The organism is Micromonospora sp. WMMD975, from assembly GCF_029581215.1.
Lineage (GTDB): Bacteria > Actinomycetota > Actinomycetes > Mycobacteriales > Micromonosporaceae > Micromonospora.
Genome location: NZ_CP120739.1, coordinates 3844181 through 3863698, shown reverse-complemented (window position 1 = coordinate 3863698; position 19518 = coordinate 3844181). Strand labels below are relative to the sequence as shown.

Here is a 19518-nt window from a genome sequence, read left to right as displayed (position 1 = left end):
GCACGGCCCGCGCGGCGTCCGGGGGCACGTCACAACTCGGCGAGCGAGCCCTCGTACATCTTGTCGATCTCGCCGGCGAAGTTGGTCTCGACGCTGCGGCGCTTGATCTTCAGTGACGGGGTGACCTCGCCGTCGGCGATGGTGAGGTCACGGGGGAGGATCGTCACCTTCTTGATCGTCTCCCAGCGGTTGAGCTTGGCGTTCAGCTCGGCCACGTAGCCCTCGACCATCGCCTGCGCCTCCGGCGAGGTGACGATCGTGGTGTAGTCCCGCCCCTCCAGCGGCGTGCCGGCGGCCCAGGCCCGGATCGCGTCCGGGTCCAGGGTGACCAGCATCGTGCAGTAGTTGCGGGCCTGCCCGATCACCACCGCCTGCGAGGTGTACGGGCAGACCGCCTTGAACACGCCCTCGATGTGCGACGGCGCGACGTACTTGCCGCCGGACGTCTTGACCAGGTCCTTCTTCCGGTCGGTGATGCGCAGGTAGCCGTCGTCGTCGAGCGTGCCGATGTCGCCGGTGCGGAAGAAGCCGTCCTCGGTGAACGCCTCGGCGGTCTCCTCGGGCAGGTTGTGGTAGCCGCGCATGACCGGACGGCCGCGGAGCAGGACCTCGCCGTCGGTGTCGATCCGGCACTCCAGGTCGCCCATGGCACGACCGACGCTGCCGATCTTGAGGCCGTCGGGCGGGTTGACGAACGCGCCGGCACTGGTCTCGGTCAGGCCGTACCCCTCCGAGATGGGCAGGTTCGCGGCGGCGAAGAAGGTGGCGATCTCCGTGCTCAGCGGCGCCGCGCCGGAGACCAGCACCCGCATCCGGCCACCGAGCCGGGCCTGGAGCTTGCTGAACACAAGCTTCTCGGCCAGCCCGTACTTCAGACGCAGCCCGGCCGGGACCGGCTTGCCGGCCTGCTCCAGCGCGACCTTTTCCTTGCCGACCGCGACCCCCCAGGCGAAGATCTTCGCCTTCGCGCCGCCGGCGCCCTGCGCCGTGGTCACCGCCTTGTTGTAGACCTTCTCGAAGATCCGGGGCGCGCCGCACATCAACGTCGGCCGGACCACGGCGAGCAGCTCGACCAGCTTGTCCACCCGGCCGTCGACGTAGGTGGGCAGCCCGACGTGGGTGGCGCCGCAGAGCAGCGTCTTGCCGAACGAGTGGGACAGCGGCAGCCACAGGTACTGCAGGTCGTCGACGCGCAGCAGGCCCAGCTCGGCCTGCGCCACCCCCTCCCAGCACCAGCCGCCGTGCAGCAGCTCCACGCCCTTGGGCCGGCCGGTGGTGCCCGAGGTGTAGATGAGGGTGGCCAGGTGGTCCGGGCCGATGGCGGTGACAAGCGTGTCGATCAGGCTGGGCTCGGCCGCCAGCGCCGCCGCCCCGCGGTCCTCCAACTCGGCCAGGGTGAGCTGGGGGACGCCGGCCGCCGGGTCGGGCGTGCCGTCGAGGAGCACCACGTGGGTCAGCGCCGGCAACTCCGCACCGGAGATCTTCGCCGCCTGGTCCGGGTCCTCCGCGAACAGCACGCGTGAGCCGGAGTCGGCGAGGATGTAGACCGCGTCCGCGGGCTCGGTCGTGGGGTAGACGGTGGTGGTGGCCCCGCCGGCGCACATGATGCCGAAGTCGGCGAGCACCCATTCCAGCCGCGTGTTGGCCAGGATCGCCACCGGGTCCTCAAGGCCCACCCCGAGCCCGTGCAGCCCGGCCGCGATCGCCTTGGCGCGCTGCCCGACCTGCTCCCACGTCAACCAGACCGGGCCCGAACCGTCCGGGGCGGGGTGGGCGAACGCGTGCCGGTCGGGGGAGTCCGCCACGCGCTTGAGGAACATGTCCGGTACGGATCGGTACGGTATGTCGAGAGCCATCGTTGGCGCCGCCTTCGGGGTGGAGGGGCGTGACGGGGGTCACGCCGATCTGCGGTTACCGAAGGGTATTGCCTGTACCGGGGCAGCGGCTAGCCCCGGGATCAGGTGTAGCGGGCGGCGGCGCGGGACCAGTCGTACGTGGCCCGGACCCAGTCCCGCCGGGTCGCCAGGAACGCGCGCAGCCCGTCGTCGGCCCCGGCGACGAGTGCCGCGTCCCGTTCCGCGTACGCCGCGAGCGCCGCGTTGAACCGGGCCGCCGCCGCGGCGAGCGCCGCCTCCTCGCCCTGCCCGGTCTCGCCGGCGATCGTGGTGACCAGGTTGTGCGCCGCCGGGGCGCCGCCGCGTTCCTTGGCGTAGGAGAACAGGTCGTTGCACCAGCAGACCAGGTCGGTGGCGAGCGCGTCCAGCACGGCCAGCGCCGGATCGGCCCGATGGGCCGGCCCGGATCGCGCCGGACGGGTCAGGTCGGTCACCGTGAAGCTGGGCCGTACGCCGCCGGTGTGCCGGCGCATCTGCACGTACTCGGCCACCCCGGGCACCCGGTGACGTTCCCGGTTGGCCGCCTCCCAGAGCAGCGCCAGCAGGTATTCACGCAACTGGCTGACCAGGCGCAACAGCAGCGCGGGCCGCTGCGCCTCGCGGGCCCGCCGGCACAGGTCGTGCAGGGCCACGGCGAGCGGATCCCCGCCGGCCGGGCCGGCCGGGGCCGGGTCGCCGAGCCGGTCGAGCACGGTCAGCAACGCCGCCACGGTGGGCGCGAGCCGGACCGGGTCGGTGCCCAGCCCGTCGTCGTCGCAGGCGTCGTCCACCACGAACAGCCAGTTGATCAGGTCGGTGAGCAGGCGCAGGCCGCCGGGGGACGCCTCCGGGCAGGCCCGCCCGGCCAGCTCGGCGGCGTGCGCGCCGGCCAGCCGGCGCTGCCCGGCGGGGTCGTCGACCAGGCCGAGGTCACGGACCCAGCCGGCGCTCTCCGCGGCAACGCCTTCCACGGCGGGGTGCCGCCGTGCCGGAAAGGGCGGCTCGTGCAGCGCCGCGAGCGCGAAGCCACGCATCCATACCCCCTGTCCGCCGCCCGTGCGGCCGGGTGACGGGCAGGAGCGTACGGCAGAAACGGATCGGTGAGCATCGTTGGAGATGCAATTTTCACGATGGGTCGGTCACCGACCGCACACCCTGCGTCACAGGCCCAGTTCGGCGGTGCGCAGGCGGTGTGCGGCACCGCTCGGACCGTCCACCTGGACCCGGGCCACCCGCTGCCGGCCGGTCAGGAACAGGACGAGTTCCCCCGGCGCGCCCACCAGGCGCAGCCGTTCACCGCCCCGCCCGCCCCGCACCTCGCCGTGCCCGGGCGCCTGCACCAGCACCTCGGCCGGGAAGCGCCGCAGCGCCATCCGGGCCAGCAGGGCGACCCGCTTCCACAGCACCGCCTGCTGCCCGGCCGGGAGGTCGCGTGGACGCCAGCCGGACCGGGCCCGGCGCACGTCCTCGTGGTGGATGAAGAACTCCATGCCGTTCGCCAGCTCGTCGGTGAGCGGGTTGCTCACCGGGCTCCACACCGGCGGGCGGCGGACCCGGGCGACCAGGTCCGCGTACGGGCCGGCGGCGATCCGGCGACGGACCGCCTCGCCGTAACCGCGCAGCGGCGGCAGCAGGAGCCCGCCGGCCGCGTCCGGGCGACGCTCCCGCACCAGCAGGTGCGCCGCCAGGTCACGGGTGGTCCACCCCTCGTTGACCGTCGGCGCGTCCGGTCCCAGTTCCAGCATCAGGTCGGCGAGCGCCTCGCGCTCCGCTCGGGCGTACCGCGGCATGGCCCGATCGTAGGCCCCACCGGGCGGATCGGCGCGCGGTAACCGCGCGGCGGGCGGCGACCGGCCGGTCACCGCCCGCCGCCGTCGGTGGTCCGTGGGAACGTGACGGCGGACATATCCGCGCGGGTCGGCGGCGGTGGCGGCGAGCGGTAAGGATGGGGGAGAAAATTGCGGCTTACGGCGGGGGCGAGCGTGGCGAGCGGGACAAGTCGGGACGTTCTCGGCAGAGGGCTACGGGTGCTCGGCCAGGCGATCCGGGAACAACCCCGGATCTTCGCGGTGGCGGTCACCGGCAGCGTGCTCTTCGGCCTCCTCGTGATCGCCAGCGCGTACGTGATCGGCGCGGTGGTCGGCGAGGTGGTGGTGCCCGCGGTCGAGCGCGGCGCGGTGGCCGGCGGCGCCCTCGCCCTGGCCGCGGCGGCCCTGTTCGGCATCAGCGTGCTGCGGGTGGTGGGCATCTTCGGCCGCCGGCTCGGCGCCGGCTACATGCAGTACCGGCTCCAGGCCGCCTACCGCCGCCGGGTCACCCGCCGCTACCTGGACCTGCCGCTGGCCTGGCACCACCGCAACTCCACCGGCACCCTGCTCTCCAACGCCAACTCCGACGTCGAGGCCGCCTGGTATCCGATCGCGCCGCTACCGTTCGCGGTCGGCACTCTGGTGATGCTCGTCGGCGCGGTAGCCTCGCTGTTCCTCACCGACTGGGCGCTCGCCCTGGTCGGCCTCGCCGTCTTCCCCGCGCTGTTCGCGCTCAACGTGGTCTACTCCCGCCGGATGGCGCCCCGGCAGGCCCGGGCGCAGCGGCTGCGGGCCGAGGTCAGCGGCATCGCCCACGAGAGCTTCGACGGCGCGCTGGTGGTCAAGACCATGGGCCGCGAGTCGCAGGAGACGGCCCGCTTCGCCGCCCGGGCCGGCGAGCTGCGCGACGCGCTCATCGCGGTCGGGAAACTGCGCGGCGTCTTCGACCCGATGCTGGAGACCCTGCCCAGCCTCGGCACGCTGGCCGTGCTCGTGGTCGGCGCGGTCCGACTGAGGCAGGGCGCGATCGACGTCACCGAGCTGGTCAGCGTCGCGTTCCTCTTCACCGTGCTGGCCTTCCCGGTGCGGGCCATCGGCTGGGTGCTGGCCGAGCTGCCGCGCAGCGTCGCCGGCTGGGACCGGGTGCGCCGGGTCCTGGACGCCACCGGCGACATGCCGTACGGCACGACGGCCCTCGACCCCACCACGCCCGCCCCGGCCACCCTCGCCTTCCGCGACGTCCACTTCTCGTACGAGCCGGCCGAGGCGCACCTGCCCGGCGCCGAGGTGCTCGGCGAGGTGACGTTCACCGTGCCGGCCGGCAAGACGGTCGCGCTGGTCGGCCCGACCGGCGCCGGCAAGTCCACCATCGCGTCGCTTGCCGTGCGCCTGGTCGACCCGCGCACCGGCCGGGTCACCCTGGACGGCGTGGACGTGCGCGACCTGACCGCCGCCTCGCTCGCCGCCACGGTGGCGCTGGTGGCCCAGGTGCCGTTCGTCTTCGACGACACCGTCCGGGCCAACATCACGCTCGACCGGGCCGGCATCGGCGACGACGAGGTGTGGGCGGCGCTGCGGCTGGCCGAGGCGGACGGGTTCGTCGCCGCCCTGCCGGACGGCCTGGACACCATGGTCGGCGAGCGGGGCACGTCGCTCTCCGGCGGGCAACGGCAGCGGCTGACGCTGGCCCGGGCGCTCGCCGGGCGGCCCCGGCTGCTGGTGCTCGACGACGCCACAAGCGCCGTCGACCCGCGCGTCGAGGCCGCCATCCTGGCCGGCCTGCGCGCCCCCGCAGGTGGGGGCGCGCAGGCGTCGATCCTGGTGGTGGCCTACCGGCGGGCCACCATCGCGCTCGCCGACGAGGTGATCTACGTCGAGCAGGGCCGGGTGGTCGCCCGCGGCACCCACCCCGAGCTGCTGGCCACCGTGCCCGGTTACGCCGACCTGGTCACCGCGTACGAGCAGGCCGAGCAGGAGCGCGAGCAGAACCGGACGTACGACGAGGTCACGCCGGTGGCCTCCGGCCTGGAGATGGAGGTGGACCGGTGACTGTCGCTGCCGAGGCGCGGACCGAGACGACCTGGGGAACGCTGCGGCGAGGGCTCGCGCTCTCGCCGGAGTTGAAGACCGGGCTCGCCGCCACGCTGGCGCTGGCGCTGGTCTACATGGTCGGCCGGGTGGCCGTGCCGGTGGCGGTGCAGCGCGGCATCGACCACGGCATCGTCGGCGGGCTCGACCTGGACGTCATCTCGCGGACCGTGACGATCACCGCCGCCGTGCTGGTGGTCACCACCACCTGCGGCTACCTGATGATGCGCCGGCTCTTCACGGTCAGCGAGACCGCCCTGGCCGGCGTGCGCACCCGCGCGTTCCGGCACGTGCACGACCTGTCCATGCTGCACCAGCAGTCCGAGCGACGGGGGTCGCTGGTCTCCCGGGTCACCAGCGACGTCGACCAGATCACCCAGTTCCTCCAGTGGGGCGGCGTGATCCTCCTCGTCAACCTGGGCCAACTGGTGGTCACCACCGCGGTGATGCTCGCGTACTCCTGGCAGTTGACGCTCGTGGTGCTCGTGGCGTTCGCGCCCGCGGTGCTCATCATCCGGCAGCTCCAGCGGCGGCTCGCCGCCGCGTACGGGCTGGTCCGGCAGCGGACCGGCGCGCTGCTCGGCGCGATCGGCGAGAGCGTGGTGGGCGCGCCGGTGATCCGGGCGTACGGGATCGCCGGGCGCACCGCCCGCCGGCTGGACGTGGCGATCGAGGGGCAGCGGGTGGCCCAGCAGCGGGCGATCCGGATCAGCATCCTCGGCAGCTCGGTCGGCGAGCTGGCCGCCGGCCTCGCGCTGGCCGGCGTGGTGGTGGTCGGGGTGAGCCTCGGCGTCGACCGCACGTTGTCGGTCGGCCAGCTCACCGCGTTCCTGTTCCTGGTCACGCTCTTCATCCAGCCGGTGCAGATCGCCACCGAGGTGCTCAACGAGGCGCAGAACGCGATCGCCGGCTGGCGCCGGGTGCTCGACGTGCTGGACGTCGAACCGGACGTCGCCGACCCGGGCGAGCAGGGCCGGGAGCTGCCCGGCGGTCCGCTCGACGTCCGGTTCGCCGGCGTGACGTACGCCTACCCGGGCGGGCCGCCGGTGCTGCACGACGTGACGCTCGACATCGCGGCGAAGAGTCGGGTGGCCGTGGTGGGCGAGACCGGCAGCGGCAAGACCACGTTCGCCAAGCTGCTCACCCGGCTGATGGATCCGACCGAGGGCGAGGTGCTGCTCTCCGGCGTCGACCTGCGCCAGGTGCGCTTCGACTCGCTGCGCGCCCGGGTGGTGATGGTGCCGCAGGACGGGTTCCTGTTCGACGCCACGGTCGGGGAGAACGTCCGCTTCGCCCGGCCGGAGCTGACCGACGCGCGCCTCGCCGCCGCCTTCACCGAGCTGGGCCTGGCCGACTGGCTGGACGGGTTGCCGGCCGGGCTGGACACCCCGGTCGGGGAGCGGGGCGAGGCGCTCAGCGTCGGCGAGCGGCAGCTCGTGGCGCTGGCCCGGGCGTACGTGGCCGATCCGGACCTGCTGGTGCTGGACGAGGCGACGAGCGCGGTCGACCCGGCCACCGAGGTGCGCCTCCAGCGCACCCTGGACGCGGTCACCCGGGGGCGTACCACGCTCGCCATCGCGCACCGGCTCTCCACCGCCCAGGCGGCCGACGAGGTGATCGTGGTGGACCGGGGCCGGGCCGTCCAGCGTGGCCCGCACGAGGAACTGGTCCGGGACGCCGACTCGGTCTACGCCCTGCTCTACGCCTCCTGGCTGGAGCAGACCCGCTGACCCCGCCGCCGGCCCGTCAGCCGATGGCCAGCGGGCCGGTGAGATAGCGCTGCACGGTCGGGCCGATCGTGGCGGCCAGCGTGTCGTGAGACGCGGACGCGACCGGTTCCAGGCGGATCACGTAGCGCATCATGGCCAGGCCGGCGATCTGGGTGGCGACGAGCGCGCCCCGCAGCGGCGCCTCGGCCGGGTCCAGGTCGAGCTGGTCGAGGACCCGGCGCAGGATCTGGGTGGTCAGGAACTCGCGCAGCAGGCGGCCGGTCCACGTGTTGCTCACCGCGGAACGCAGCAGGGCCACCGCGGCGGCGCCGGCCGGGGAGTCCCATACGGTCAGGAACGTGCGGACCAGCCGCTCGCCGACCTCGCCCGCGCCGCCCGCCAGCACCCGCGGCACCAGCTCGGCCGGGTCGATCGGGATCGCCATGGCGGCCCGGAACAGCTCCTCCTTGGCGCCGAAGTAGTGGTGCACGAGCGCCGGGTCCACGCCGGCGGCGGCGGCGACCGCCCGGATCGGGGTGGCGTCGTAGCCCCGTTCGGCGAACGCGGTCCGGGCCGCCGCGAGGATCGCTTCCCGGGTCTCCGGGTTGCCCGGCCGCCGCCCGGTGCGCTGCCGGCTCGTCCGCCGGGCCGGCTCGTCGGGGCGCGGGCTCATCCGCTGCGCCGGCGCAGCGTCGCGGCGGCGAGCACCAGGGCGACCACCGCCGCCCCGGCCACGATCGCCACGTCGCGCCACATGGTGCCGGTCGGATCGGCGTGCGCGCCGACCTCCTGGAGGGCCTCGACCGCGTACGACAAGGGCAGCACGTCGCTCACCGCCTGGAGCCACCCGGCCATCTGGCCGCGCGGCACGAACAGCCCGCAGAGCAGCAGTTGCGGGGCGACCACCACCGGCATGAACTGCACCGCCTGGAACTCGGTGCGGGCGAACGCCGAGCAGAACAGGCCGAGCGCCACGGCCAGCACCGCGTTCACCCCGGCGATCAGGACGACGAGCCCGGGGCTGCCGACGGTGTCCAGGCCGAACACCAGGTACGCCACGAGCGAGGCGACGGTGGACTGGAGCACCCCGGCCAGGCCGAACGCGATGCCGTAGCCGAAGAGCAGGTCGAGCTTGCCCAGCGGCGTGGTGAGCAGTCGCTCCAGCGTCCCGGTGGTGCGCTCGCGGAGCATGGCGATGCTTGTCACCAGGAACATGATGATGAACGGGAAGAAGCCCAGCATGATCAGCGCGACCCGGTCGAACGTGCTCGGCGCGCCGGGTGGGGTGGGCTGGTCGACGTACATGAAGTAGACGAGCGCGAGCAGCACGGCCGGCACCAGGAGGAGCAGCGCCACGGTGCGCCGGTCGTGCCGGAGCTGGCGCAGGATCCGCCCGGTCGTGGCGGCCAGGATCCGGCCGTTCATGCGGCGTCCTCCTGCTCGGTGTCGCGGATGAGGCGCAGGAACGCCTCCTCCAGGTCGTCCACGCCGGTGGTGGCGCGGACCGCGGCCGGGGTGTCGTCAGCGATCAGCCGGCCCTCGCGGATGAGCAGCAGCCGGTCGCAGCGGGCCGCCTCGTCCATCACGTGGCTGGAGACCAGCAGCGTGGTGCCGGCGGCGGCCATGGCGTGGAACCTGGCCCACAGGTCGGCCCGCAACACCGGGTCCTGACCGACCGTGGGTTCGTCGAGGACGACCAGCTCCGGTTCGCCGACCAGGGCGCAGGCGAGCGAGGCGCGGCTGCGCTGGCCGCCGGAGAGTGTGCCGACCAGCTGGTCCGCGGCGGTGGCCAGGCCGACGTCGGTGACCGCGCGGTCGGCCTCGGCGCGGCCCCGGCCCTGGAGCACGGCGAAGTAGCGGGCGTTCTCCCGGACCGTGAGGTCGGCGTAGACGCTCGGCGCCTGCGTCAGGTAGCCCACCCGCTGGCGCAGCTCGGCCGAGCCGGCGGGCCGGCCGAGCACGTCGACCGTGCCGCCGTCGATGGTCTGCACGCCCACCACCGCCCGCATCAGGGTGGTCTTGCCGCTGCCGCTGGGCCCGAGCAACCCGGTGACCGTGCCCCGGGGCACGTCGCAGCTGATGCCGTGCAGCACCCGCCGTCCGCCCCGGTCGACCACCAGGCCACGGACCGACACCGCGTCGTCCATGTCCGCCTCCGACAATTCATCAACCGATGAAATCAACGCTAGATGAATTTCTCCGACCGCGCAATTGTGGTTGACTTCGAGTGGACTCGAACTGGGAACCTGGAGCGGTGGACATCGGTATCCGGGAGCAGAGCGTCAGCGTCGGCGAGGCCGCCGAGCGGGTCGGTCTGACCACCTACACGCTGCGCTGGTACGAGCAGGAGGGGCTGGTCGCCCCGGTCGGGCGGGACTCCGCCGGGCGGCGGCGCTACACCGAGGCGGACGTCAACTGGCTGTTCCTGCTCACCCGGCTACGCCGTACCGGGATGCCGGTGCGCGACATGCGCCGCTACGCCGAACTGGCCCGGCAGGGGGACCGCACGCTCGGCGCGCGGCGCGCGCTGTTCGAGGCGCACCGGGCCCGGGTGCTGGCCCGGATGGCCGAGCTGACGGAAGATCTGACAGTCCTCGACCACAAGATCGACGCGTACCGGCGGGCCGAGGAGGAACTGGGCTGAAGCCGCCCGTAGCGGACACCAGGTCCGGCATCGGGCATTGCGCCGAAGATCGGACTTCCGGCACCATTGCCCGGTGGGTCCCGCCGCGTTGCCCGATTCCGGATTCCTCGACGAATGGGCCACCCGCCTCCGCCTGGCCGCCGATCGCCCCGTCGTCGGGATCATGCTGCGGGGCAGTCACGCCCGGCGGGTCGCCACCGAGCACAGCGACGTCGACGTCGACGTGCTCGTCGCGACCGACCACCGTCCCGCCGCCACCACCCGAGCCTGCCCCACCCCGTACGCGGCCCGGCGCGCCTACCTGGCCGACTTCGACGGCCGCCTGGTGCACGTCTCGGTGGCCGCCCGGGACGTGCGTTCCTGGGTACGCCGGCTCGGCCAGCCCGCCGACTGGGCGTTCGGGCTCCCGGTCACCGCGCCCGCCCGACTGCTCTGGGCGGTGCCGGAGTGGCGCCGCCGGATCGACCTGCCGGTGCTCTGCCAGCCCGCCGACGAACCACGCCTGAAGGAGCTGATCGCCACGCTGGGAAAGGTGGCCGGCGCGCACTGGGCCGACGACCCGGTCGGGGTCCGGCTCGCCGCCGCCGACCTGGCCCGGCTCTGCCCCTCGGTGCTCCGGCTGGCCAACCCCTCGATCCGGGTGGTGTCCCGCCGGGCGGCCCTGACCGCCGCGCTCGACCTGCCGGTCGCCCCGCCCCACTACCGCGCCGACATGCTGCTCTGCCTCGGGCTGCGCGCCGGCCACCCGGCCGAGGTCGGCGCCGCCGCCGGCCGGCTGGTCACCGGGATCGTCCCGCTCGTCCGCCCGTACGCCGGGGAGATCGCCGCGGTGAACGGCGCGGACCTGGCCGAGGCGCTCGCCGACGGGCGGGTGGACCGTTACCTCGGTCAACTGAGCGAGGCGCTGGGCACGGTGCCACCCGTCACCCGGGACACGTCGGCGGTTCCGGCGCCGCGTACGGGAGAATGGTCAACCGTGCCCGCCTCTGACGCGCCGGTGACCGGCGCCCCCGCCCGCCCCGGCGGTGCCCCGGCCCCCGGCCCGGCCCGCCCCTCCCGGCTCGACCCGGCCATCGCCGCCAAGCTCCGGCGCGGGCCGGACGGCCTGGTCGCCGCCGTGGTCCGCGCCCACGACTCCGGTGAGGTGCTGATGGTCGCCTGGATGGACGACGAGGCGCTGCACCGCACGCTCACCACCGGCCGGGCCACCTACTGGTCGCGCAGCCGGGCAGAATACTGGGTCAAGGGCGCCACCTCCGGCCACCACCAGTACGTCCGCTCCGTCGCGCTGGACTGCGACGGCGACGCGCTGCTGGTGAGCGTGGAGCAGGTCGGGGCGGCCTGCCACACCGGGCACCGCACCTGCTTCCACACCGACCTGCCGGTCAGCCCGCCGGAGGTGACCGAGTGACCGGTCGTGACCGCCGCCGCCGAGACACCGCGGCCGGCCGATGAGCGTGCCCGACACCGCGACGACCGGCCCGTCCGCCGTCCGCGGCCGGCGCGAGCTGGCGTACGCGGTGCTGCTCTGCCTGGCCGGCGCGGGCCTGGCCGCCTGGGCGGTGACCCGCACCTGGTCGGTGGAGCTGACCACCCGCGGCGCCCTGCCACCGGGGGAGCGGACCCGCACCGGAGCGGAGCTGCTGCCCTGGGTGTCGGCGCTGGCCTACGTCGGGCTGGCCGGCGGCGGCGCGGTGCTGGCGACCCGGGGGCGGCTGCGCCGGCTGCTGGGCGCGCTGCTGGCCGCCGTCGGGCTGGCCGTGGCGGTCGGCGGCGGCGTCGGCGTCACCGAGTCCGGGGTGAGCCGGCACTGGCCGGCGCTGGTGCTGGCGGGCGGGCTGGCCCTGGCAGTCGGTGGGGTGCTGACCGGGTGGCGCGGCGGCGGATGGCCGGCGATGGGGGCCCGCTACGAGCGGCGGCCGGGGTCGACCGGGCCCGCCGACGCCGACCGGCCTGCGGTCGAGCGGGGCACCCGCGACGCGTGGGACGCGCTGGACCGCGGCGAGGACCCGACGGTCACCTGACCGGCTGGGCCTCGCGCGCGTCGCGGCGCACCCGGGCCGCGGCCCGGGCGGCGGCCAACTCGGCGACCAGCCGTTCCAGCTCGCGGCGCTGCTCGGCGCGGGCCCGGTCGGCGCAGACCGCCTCCCAGGCGTTGCCCCGGGCGGTACGCGTGCGGCCGTCGCCGGCCACGGCGCGTTCGAGCGTGTGCACCACGCCGACGGCGAGCGAGGCGACGGTACGGGAGATGGTGGTCAGTCCGATGTTCTGGTGCGGCCCGTTGGCGCTCATGATTCACCCCGCGCGAGATCGTTGGTGACGGTCGGCAGCCGCCTCGTCGAGTCTGCCCTGCGACGATGCTGCCGGGCTCACGTTTCGTCGCCGTGAAGCACAGGTCAACGGTCCGACGGGGGGAGCGACCTGGGCAGAGGCGGAAGTCCTTGACCTTGGTCACAGCGGGGCGGACGCCGCCATGCGGTCCGGAGCCGGCCATGGTGAGATAGGGCATGTGCGGTGGTCGATGCGTATGGTGGCGCTGCGTGACACCGTGTTCACCACAAGTCGGCCATCATGACACAGCCCATCTGGTGAGGTGCGCCATACCCCCCGGCATGTGTCGCCAGGTGGCGCCCCCTAGCATCGGCCCATGACACCCGGAGAGGGGAGTCCGTTGGTGACTGCTGAGCATGCGCACGCGGAGGGGGACGACGCCGGAGCGGCGCCGTCCGCAGGCGTGCTCGACGAGATCCTGGCCGGCGTGCGCGAGGACGTGGCCCGGCGACAGGAGCAGATCCCGCTGGAGCGGATCCGCGAGCTGGCCGCCGCCGCACCGCCACCACTCGACGCGTACGCGGCGCTGCGCCGACCCGGCGTCGCGGTGATCGCCGAGGTGAAGCGCTCGTCGCCGTCCAAGGGCCGGCTGGCCGAGATCGCCGACCCGGCGGACCTGGCCGGTGACTATGCGGCCGGCGGCGCGCGGGCGATCAGCGTGCTGACCGAGGGCCGTTGGTTCGGCGGGTCGCTCGACGACCTGGCCGCGGTCCGCGCGGCGGTGAACGTGCCGGTGCTGCGCAAGGACTTCGTGGTCTCCAGCTACCAGGTGCACGAGGCCCGCGCGCACGGCGCCGACCTGGTGCTGCTGATCGTCGCCGCGCTGGAGCAGAACGCGCTCGTCGGGCTGCTGGAGCGGATCGAGTCGCTGGGCATGTGCGCGCTCGTCGAGGTGCACACCGAGGAGGAGGCGGACCGGGCCATGGAGGCCGGCGCGCAGGTGATCGGCGTCAACGCCCGTGATCTGCGTACCCTTGAGGTCGACCGCTCGGTGTTCGAGCGGATCGCACCCGGCCTGCCGAGCAGCGTCGTCAAGATCGCCGAGTCGGGCGTGCGCGGGCCGCACGACCTGATCCGGTACGCCTCGGCCGGTGCCGACGCCGTCCTGGTGGGCGAGGGCCTGGTCACCCAGAAGAGCCCCCGCGAGGCCGTCGCGGAGCTGGTGAACGCCGGCAACCACCCGGCCACGCCCCGTCCGGTGCGCTGACCCGCGCCGGGTTACCCCGACCGAGAGGACGCCCGCGATGAGCGCCGCAGACGCAGCCGGCCAGCTTCCCGACGCCGCCGGCCACTTCGGCCGGTTCGGCGGCCGGTTCGTCCCCGAGGCGCTCGTCGCCGCGCTCGACGAGCTGGACGCGGCCTACCGGAAGGCGATGGGCGACGAGGAGTTCCTGGCCGAGTTCGACGCCCTGCTGCGCGACTACGCCGGCACCCCCTCCGAGCTGTACGAGGCCCGGCGGCTCTCCGCGCAGCTCGGGGCGCGGATCCTGCTCAAGCGGGAGGACCTCAACCACACCGGCGCCCACAAGGTCCGCAACGTGCTCGGTCAGGCGCTGCTCACCCGGCGGATGGGCAAGCGGCGGGTGATCGCGGAGACCGGCGCCGGCCAGCACGGCGTGGCGACCGCGACCGCCGCCGCCCTGTTCGACCTCGAGTGCGTGGTCTACATGGGTGAGGTGGACACCGAGCGGCAGGCGCTCAACGTCGCCCGGATGCGGATGCTCGGCGCCACCGTCGTCCCGGTCACCGCCGGCTCGCGCACGCTGAAGGACGCGATGAACGAGGCGATGCGCGACTGGGTCGCCAACGTCGACGACACCCACTACCTGATCGGCACCGCCGCCGGTCCGCACCCGTTCCCCGAAATGGTCCGGGACTTCGTCCGCGGCATCGGGGTGGAGGCCCGCCAGCAGTGCCTGGACCTGACCGGCGCGCTGCCGGACGCGGTCGCGGCCTGCGTCGGCGGCGGCTCCAACGCGCTCGGCATCTTCCACGCCTTCATCCCCGACGCCGGGGTGCGGCTCTACGGCTTCGAGGCCGGCGGCGAGGGCGTGACCACCGGCCGGCACGCCGCCAGCATCACCGGCGGCTCGTCGGGTGTGCTGCACGGCACCCGCACGTACGTCCTGCAGAACTCCGACGGGCAGACCATCGAGTCGCACTCGATCTCGGCCGGCCTGGACTACCCGGGCGTCGGGCCGGAGCACGCCTGGCTGCACGACGCCGGCCGGGCCACCTACCTGCCGGTCGACGACGCCGAGGCGATGGCCGCGTTCGAGCTGCTCTGCCGCACCGAGGGCGTGATCCCGGCGATCGAGAGCGCGCACGCGCTCGCCGGCGCCCGCCGGATCGCCCCGGAGCTCGCCGCCGAGCTGGGCCGCGAGCCGGTGATCGTGGTCAACCTCTCCGGCCGGGGCGACAAGGACGTGCACACCGCCGGGGCATACTTCGGCATCCTCGACAAGGAGTGACAGCGTGAGCCGCATCGGGGTCGCCTTCGACAAGGCCCGCGCCGACGGGCGGGCCGTGCTTGTCGGCTGCATGCCGGCCGGCTTCCCGACCGTCGAGGGCAGCATCGCCGCCATGACCGCGATGGTCGAGGCGGGCGTCGACGTCATCGAGGTGGAGATCCCCTACTCCGATCCGGTGATGGACGGCCCGGTCATCCAGAAGGCAAGCGACATCGCGCTCGCCGGCGGCGTACGCACCGCCGACGCGCTGCGCGTGGTCGAGGCGGTCGCCGCCACCGGGGCCCAGGTGGTCACGATGACCTACTGGAACCCGATCGAGCAGTACGGCGTCGACGTGTTCGCCCGGGACATGGCCGCAGCCGGTGGCACCGGACTCATCACGCCGGACCTGATCCCCGACGAGGCCGCCGAGTGGCTCGCCGCCTCCGACGCGCACGGCCTCGACCGGACGTTCCTGGTGTCGCCGTCCTCCACCGACGCGCGGCTGCGGATGACCGTCGAGCACTGCCGCGGCTTCGTCTACGCCACCGCGCTCATGGGCGTCACCGGCGCCCGCGCGCAGACCTCCGAGGCGGCGCCGGTCCTGGTCTCCCGGCTGCGCGAGGTCACCGACCTGCCGGTCGGGGTCGGGCTGGGCGTGGGCACCGGCGCGCAGGCCGCCACCGTAGCCGGCTACGCCGACGCGGTGATCGTGGGTAGCGCGCTGGTCCGGTGCGTGCTCGACGCGCCGGACCAGGCCGCCGGACTGACCGCCCTGCGCAAGCTCAGCGCCGAACTCGCCGAGGGCGTCCGCAACCCCGCTCGCTGACCTCGTCCCGGCCTTCCGCGCGCCGGGGGGACCGGATACGGGTTCCCTGCCTACAAACTTGATGACGTGAATGACTCAGGAGGCGCCAGTCCACCCCGGCGCGCGCTGAGTCATCCGTGCCATCAAGTTTGTAGGCAACGAGGGCACCGGTGGTGGACGGTGTGTCGACGACCGGACCGCGGATGGAACTCGGTGGCCGGCTGGAGGCCGGGCCGACCGGCCGGGGGAGTGGACCGGCGGAGCGGACCGGGGTGCCGCGCACACGGTCCGCACCGGTACCGTGTGCAACCGTGACCCTCGCCCCGATGACTCCACTGGCGGCCATGCCCAGCCCCAGCACCGCCGTCTGGCAGCTCGGTCCGGTTCCGATCCGGGCGTACGCGCTCTGCATCATTCTCGGCATCGTGGTGGCCTGCGTGGTCACCGAGTACCGGTTGCGCCGTCGTGGCGTCGCGCCGGGCGCAGTGCTCGACATCGCCGTCTGGGCGGTGCCGGCCGGCATCATCGGCGCCCGGATCTACCATGTGATCACCTCGCCGGAGAAATACTTCGGTGCTGACGGTCAGCCGCTCAAGGCGTTCGCCATCTGGGAGGGCGGTCTCGGTATCTGGGGCGCGGTGGCCGGCGGCGCGGTCGGCGCCTGGCTCGCCGCCCGACAGCTCGGCATCCCGCTCACCGTGGTGGCCGACGCGCTGGCACCGGGAATGCCGCTGGCACAGGCCGTGGGCCGGCTCGGCAACTGGTTCAACAACGAGTTGTACGGCGGTCGGACCAGCCTGCCCTGGGGTCTCGAGGTGCACGTGATGGACCCGGACAATCCCGGGCACGCGCTGCGCGACGACGCCGGCAGCCCGGTTCTGCAACCGGGGCTCTACCACCCGACGTTCCTCTACGAGTTGCTCTGGAACGTGGGTGTCGCCGCGTTTGTGCTGGTCCTCGACCGTAAGCTGCGGCTCGGCCGGGGCCGGGCGTTCGCGCTCTACGTGATGGGCTACACGGCGGGCCGGTTCTGGATCGAGCTGATGCGTACCGACGAGGCCAACCACATCCTCGGCGTCCGGCTCAACGTCTGGACCGCGGCGCTCGTCTTCCTCGGCGCGCTCGCCTACTTCCTCCGGACCCGCGGCCCGCGCGAATACCTCGTCCCGGTGGGCGAGCCGACCGCGTCGGTGACGCCGGACGGCGATGTGTCCCAGGTCGACCTCTCCGCCCGGGAGGGCGCGGCGGCGACGGTGGCGCCCGAGGGTTACCGGGTGGTGACCGAGGAGCAGTTCCGGGCGTACCGGGAGAACGGCGAACTGCCCCCGGCGGACCCGGCGGCGACCGGCGGCCCCACAGCCGGCGACGCCGCGACCCCTGACGACGGAGCCGGCGGCGCGACCGACCGCACCACGGTGACCGACGCCGAGCGCGCCGAGCGCGCCGACGTCGAGCGGGCCGACGCCGAGCGCGCCGACGCCGAGCGGGCCGACGTCGAGCGGGCCGACGTCGAGCGGGCCGACGTCGAGCGGGCCGACGTCGAGCGGGCCGACGTCGAGCGGGCCGACGCCGAGCGGGCCGACGCCGGCGGGCGCCCGGTGGACCGGGACAGCTGAGCGGGGGCGTCATGCGCAGCGCGGTGGTGGTCGGCGCCGGACTCGGTGGGATGGCGACGGCCGGCGTGCTGGCCCGCTCCGGGTGGCGGGTCACGCTGCTGGAACGCGCCGACCGCGTTCGGCCCGAGGCGACCGCCGTGGTGCTCTGGCCGAACGGGGTACGCGCGCTGCGCGCCCTCGGCCTCGGTGACGGGCTGGACGCGATCGCCACCCCGCTGCCCGACGGGGGGATCCGCCGCCCGGACGGGCAGTGGCTGGTGCAACCCCGGCCGACCTCGGCCGATCGAATGCCGGTGGTGGTGCACCGGGAGGATCTGCACGACGCGCTCATCGCCGGGCTGGGCGAGCGGGTGGAGCTGCGCACCGGGGCGAGCGTGCGGAGCGTACGCGCGGTGGCCGGCGAGCGACCCGCGGTGGGTGACGGCCGGCACACCTTCGAGGCCGACCTGGTGGTGGCCGCCGACGGCACGGACAGCGAGATCCGGCGGCAGCTCGCCCCGGAGACCGCCGTGGTGAGCTCCGGTTGCGCCGCCTGGCGGGCGGTCATCCCCTGGTACCAAGCCCCACAACTGCCCGACGACCAGCCGGTGCACGGCGAGACGCTCGGTGCCGGCTACCGGTTCGTGGCCGCCTCGCTCGGCGAGCGCGGCGGTGCCGGCGCCTCCCGTCGGGGCGGCATCTACTGGGTGGCCACCGCCGCGGGCGCGCCCCGCCCCGAGCCGCCGGAGATCCAGCTCGCCCTGCTCAAGCGGTGGTTCGCGGGCTGGCCCGCGCCGATCGCCACCCTGCTGGAGGCGACTGACCCGGCCGACGTGGTGCAGCAGGAGGTGCGGGAGCTGCGTCCGCTGCCCCGGGCGTACGGCTTTCCGGCCGGCCCGGGCGGTGTGGTGCTGCTCGGCGACGCCGCGCACGCCATGCCGCCGCACCTCGGGCAGGGCGCCTGCCTCGCGTTCGAGGACGCGGCCACGCTCGCCGGGCTGCTCCGCGAGGCGCGGCTGCCGGATGCGGTGACCGCGTACGACCGGTTGCGTCGGCCCCGCGCGGCCACCATGGTCCGGCAGACCCGCCGGATGTCGGCGGTGCTCCAGACCCGGGGGCGGCTGGCGCTGCGCGCCCGGGACGCCGCCCTGGGCACGATCAGCCCCCGGATGCGCAACACCGCCGCCGCGGCGGCCGACGCCTGGCAGCCGCCGTCCTGACCGGGGGTGCTCAGATGACCGCGGCCGGCTCGGCGATGCAGGCCGTGCCGACCCGGCGGAAGCCGACCCGCAGGTAGACCCGGGCGATCTCCTCGCTGCCCGCGCTCAGGAAGATCAGGTCGGTGCCGGCGGCGCGTAGTTCCCGGGCCAGCGTGGCGGTCACCGCGGCGCCCAGGCCGCGCCGCCGGGCGGACGGCAGGGTGGCCACTCCGGCGATCTCCGCCACGTCGCCGACCCGCATGGCCATGCCGCTCGCGAGCGCCCCGTCCAGTGGGGTGCCGGCGAGCACCGAGACGCGCCGGCCGTCGGCCACCCGGGTCGCCTCCTCCTCCAGCGCGTCGACGTCCAGCCGGGCCAGCGCGGCGTCCCGTTCGGCCGGCCCGGCCTCGCCCCGGGCGGTGCCGCCGTGGGCGAAGCCGATCGCGGCGACGGCCCGGCGCAGCGCGATGTCCGCCGCGAAGCCGGGGTCGCCGGGGTCCAGCACCCGCACCGGTACGTCGCTGAGCGTCGCCGGGTCGGGCAGCCGCTCCGGTTCGAGCCGCATGAGTGGCGCCTCCAGCACGGTCAGGCCCGCCGAGCGGGCCACCGCCAGCAGGCCCGGCTGGTGCTCGTGCACCCACTCGAACGTCTCCGGCAGGCCCAGCTCCCGCTGCCGGGACCGGACCGCGGTAACCTCGGCCAGCGTGGGTGGCGCGGTGGCGTCGAGGCGGGGGCGGGCGTAGAACGGCCATCCGGCGCCGTCCCGGACGAACAGCACCAGGGCGTCGAACTCCTCCGCCCGGGCGCCGTCGCGGGGCACCGCGTCGTAGAACCGCTCCACCCGGTCGAGCACGTCAGCTCGTAGGACATCCACCGCGCGAGACTACACGTCCCAGCATCTGGAAGTGTGATCAATCTGAACTGGCCTTGCGTGGGAAGCCCTAACGTAGACTCAATAAACCCCAGCGGGCCGACGTCGTCCCCACCATGATCAAATCTGAGTGACGACAGG

At 74.4% G+C, this 19518-nt stretch carries 18 protein-coding genes and 1 pseudogene; 11 read left to right on the top strand and 8 right to left on the bottom strand.

Annotated features, from left to right (window positions below):
- Window positions 1–29: 29 nt before the first annotated feature.
- The 3 genes from O7613_RS16650 to O7613_RS16640 form a co-directional block, all read right to left on the bottom strand.
- Window positions 30–1856, bottom strand: coding sequence for a long-chain fatty acid--CoA ligase (locus O7613_RS16650; protein WP_282289251.1), 1827 nt, complete (start codon window positions 1854–1856; stop codon window positions 30–32).
- A 101-nt stretch (window positions 1857–1957) separates the two neighbouring features.
- Window positions 1958–2908: a terpene synthase gene (locus O7613_RS16645; RefSeq protein WP_281587487.1), complete on the bottom strand. Its 951-nt coding sequence runs from the start codon at window positions 2906–2908 to the stop codon at window positions 1958–1960.
- 126 nt (window positions 2909–3034) lie between these two features.
- Window positions 3035–3664: a TIGR03085 family metal-binding protein gene (locus tag O7613_RS16640; protein ID WP_281587488.1), complete on the bottom strand. Its 630-nt coding sequence runs from the start codon at window positions 3662–3664 to the stop codon at window positions 3035–3037.
- Window positions 3665–3856: 192 nt separating this feature from the next.
- On the opposite strand from O7613_RS16640, the gene O7613_RS16635 reads away from it, so the two are divergent.
- Entirely contained in the window at window positions 3857–5731 is a 1875-nt protein-coding gene (locus O7613_RS16635) for an ABC transporter ATP-binding protein (protein WP_282289250.1), read from the top strand.
- A complete protein-coding gene (locus O7613_RS16630; protein ID WP_282289249.1) occupies window positions 5728–7500 on the top strand; it encodes an ABC transporter ATP-binding protein in 1773 nt (590 codons plus the stop codon). Before O7613_RS16635 ends, O7613_RS16630 begins: the two co-directional genes overlap by 4 nt.
- A gap of 16 nt (window positions 7501–7516) precedes the next feature.
- Here the strand turns inward: O7613_RS16630 and O7613_RS16625 are convergent, their stop codons facing one another.
- The 3 genes from O7613_RS16625 to O7613_RS16615 are packed head-to-tail and all read right to left on the bottom strand — an operon-like array spanning window position 7517 to window position 9626.
- Window positions 7517–8152: a TetR family transcriptional regulator gene (locus O7613_RS16625; RefSeq protein WP_281587491.1), complete on the bottom strand. Its 636-nt coding sequence runs from the start codon at window positions 8150–8152 to the stop codon at window positions 7517–7519.
- Window positions 8149–8904 (bottom strand): ABC transporter permease, encoded by a 756-nt coding sequence (locus O7613_RS16620; RefSeq protein ID WP_281587492.1) that lies wholly within the window; start codon window positions 8902–8904, stop codon window positions 8149–8151. The genes O7613_RS16625 and O7613_RS16620 overlap by 4 nt, the downstream gene beginning before the upstream one ends.
- Window positions 8901–9626: an ABC transporter ATP-binding protein gene (locus O7613_RS16615; RefSeq protein ID WP_282289248.1), complete on the bottom strand. Its 726-nt coding sequence runs from the start codon at window positions 9624–9626 to the stop codon at window positions 8901–8903. The genes O7613_RS16620 and O7613_RS16615 overlap by 4 nt, the downstream gene beginning before the upstream one ends.
- Before the next feature lie 107 nt (window positions 9627–9733).
- Between O7613_RS16615 and O7613_RS16610 the strand changes: the two genes are divergently transcribed.
- The 4 genes and pseudogenes from O7613_RS16610 to O7613_RS16595 all read left to right on the top strand — a co-directional run bounded on the left by O7613_RS16610 (window position 9734) and on the right by O7613_RS16595 (window position 12147).
- A complete protein-coding gene (locus tag O7613_RS16610) occupies window positions 9734–10123 on the top strand; it encodes a MerR family transcriptional regulator (protein ID WP_281587494.1) in 390 nt (129 codons plus the stop codon).
- 163 nt (window positions 10124–10286) lie between these two features.
- Window positions 10287–10919, top strand: a pseudogene (locus O7613_RS16605) (phosphoribosyl-AMP cyclohydrolase); the annotation flags it as partial.
- A 180-nt stretch (window positions 10920–11099) separates the two neighbouring features.
- Window positions 11100–11534 carry a phosphoribosyl-AMP cyclohydrolase gene (hisI, locus tag O7613_RS16600; RefSeq protein WP_281590192.1) on the top strand — a complete coding sequence of 145 codons (435 nt, stop codon included), beginning with the start codon at window positions 11100–11102 and terminating at the stop codon, window positions 11532–11534.
- Between the two features lie 40 nt (window positions 11535–11574).
- Window positions 11575–12147 carry a Trp biosynthesis-associated membrane protein gene (locus tag O7613_RS16595; protein ID WP_282289247.1) on the top strand — a complete coding sequence of 191 codons (573 nt, stop codon included), beginning with the start codon at window positions 11575–11577 and terminating at the stop codon, window positions 12145–12147.
- Here O7613_RS16595 and O7613_RS16590 read toward each other — a convergent pair.
- On the bottom strand, window positions 12140–12415 hold the full coding sequence (locus O7613_RS16590; protein ID WP_281587496.1) for a hypothetical protein: 276 nt from the start codon (window positions 12413–12415) through the stop codon (window positions 12140–12142). The two genes, O7613_RS16595 and O7613_RS16590, sit on opposite strands and share 8 nt — an antisense overlap.
- Before the next feature lie 442 nt (window positions 12416–12857).
- On the opposite strand from O7613_RS16590, the gene trpC reads away from it, so the two are divergent.
- The 5 genes from trpC to O7613_RS16565 all read left to right on the top strand — a co-directional run bounded on the left by trpC (window position 12858) and on the right by O7613_RS16565 (window position 18527).
- Window positions 12858–13661 carry an indole-3-glycerol phosphate synthase TrpC gene (gene trpC / locus O7613_RS16585; RefSeq protein ID WP_281590194.1) on the top strand — a complete coding sequence of 268 codons (804 nt, stop codon included), beginning with the start codon at window positions 12858–12860 and terminating at the stop codon, window positions 13659–13661.
- Window positions 13662–13698: 37 nt separating this feature from the next.
- Window positions 13699–14925: a tryptophan synthase subunit beta gene (gene trpB / locus O7613_RS16580; protein WP_281587497.1), complete on the top strand. Its 1227-nt coding sequence runs from the start codon at window positions 13699–13701 to the stop codon at window positions 14923–14925.
- Between the two features lie 4 nt (window positions 14926–14929).
- Window positions 14930–15733, top strand: coding sequence for a tryptophan synthase subunit alpha (gene trpA / locus O7613_RS16575; RefSeq protein ID WP_281587498.1), 804 nt, complete (start codon window positions 14930–14932; stop codon window positions 15731–15733).
- Between the two features lie 290 nt (window positions 15734–16023).
- Window positions 16024–17328 (top strand): prolipoprotein diacylglyceryl transferase, encoded by a 1305-nt coding sequence (lgt, locus tag O7613_RS16570; protein ID WP_282289246.1) that lies wholly within the window; start codon window positions 16024–16026, stop codon window positions 17326–17328.
- Between the two features lie 11 nt (window positions 17329–17339).
- Window positions 17340–18527, top strand: a complete 1188-nt coding sequence (locus O7613_RS16565) for an NAD(P)/FAD-dependent oxidoreductase (protein WP_282289245.1) — start codon at window positions 17340–17342, stop codon at window positions 18525–18527.
- A gap of 10 nt (window positions 18528–18537) precedes the next feature.
- On the opposite strand, the gene O7613_RS16560 is transcribed toward O7613_RS16565, so the two are convergent.
- Window positions 18538–19380: a GNAT family N-acetyltransferase gene (locus tag O7613_RS16560; RefSeq protein WP_281587501.1), complete on the bottom strand. Its 843-nt coding sequence runs from the start codon at window positions 19378–19380 to the stop codon at window positions 18538–18540.
- Window positions 19381–19518 lie beyond the last annotated feature (138 nt).

Coding starts and splice junctions, on each gene's coding strand:
- O7613_RS16650 (WP_282289251.1), bottom strand. CDS start 1,856: ATGGCTCTCGACATACCGTACCGATCCGTACCGGACATGTTCCTCAAG.
- O7613_RS16645 (WP_281587487.1), bottom strand. CDS start 2,908: ATGCGTGGCTTCGCGCTCGCGGCGCTGCACGAGCCGCCCTTTCCGGCA.
- O7613_RS16640 (WP_281587488.1), bottom strand. CDS start 3,664: ATGCCGCGGTACGCCCGAGCGGAGCGCGAGGCGCTCGCCGACCTGATG.
- O7613_RS16625 (WP_281587491.1), bottom strand. CDS start 8,152: ATGAGCCCGCGCCCCGACGAGCCGGCCCGGCGGACGAGCCGGCAGCGC.
- O7613_RS16620 (WP_281587492.1), bottom strand. CDS start 8,904: ATGAACGGCCGGATCCTGGCCGCCACGACCGGGCGGATCCTGCGCCAG.
- O7613_RS16615 (WP_282289248.1), bottom strand. CDS start 9,626: ATGGACGACGCGGTGTCGGTCCGTGGCCTGGTGGTCGACCGGGGCGGA.
- O7613_RS16595 (WP_282289247.1), top strand. CDS start 11,575: ATGAGCGTGCCCGACACCGCGACGACCGGCCCGTCCGCCGTCCGCGGC.
- O7613_RS16590 (WP_281587496.1), bottom strand. CDS start 12,415: ATGAGCGCCAACGGGCCGCACCAGAACATCGGACTGACCACCATCTCC.
- trpB (WP_281587497.1), top strand. CDS start 13,699: ATGAGCGCCGCAGACGCAGCCGGCCAGCTTCCCGACGCCGCCGGCCAC.
- O7613_RS16565 (WP_282289245.1), top strand. CDS start 17,340: ATGCGCAGCGCGGTGGTGGTCGGCGCCGGACTCGGTGGGATGGCGACG.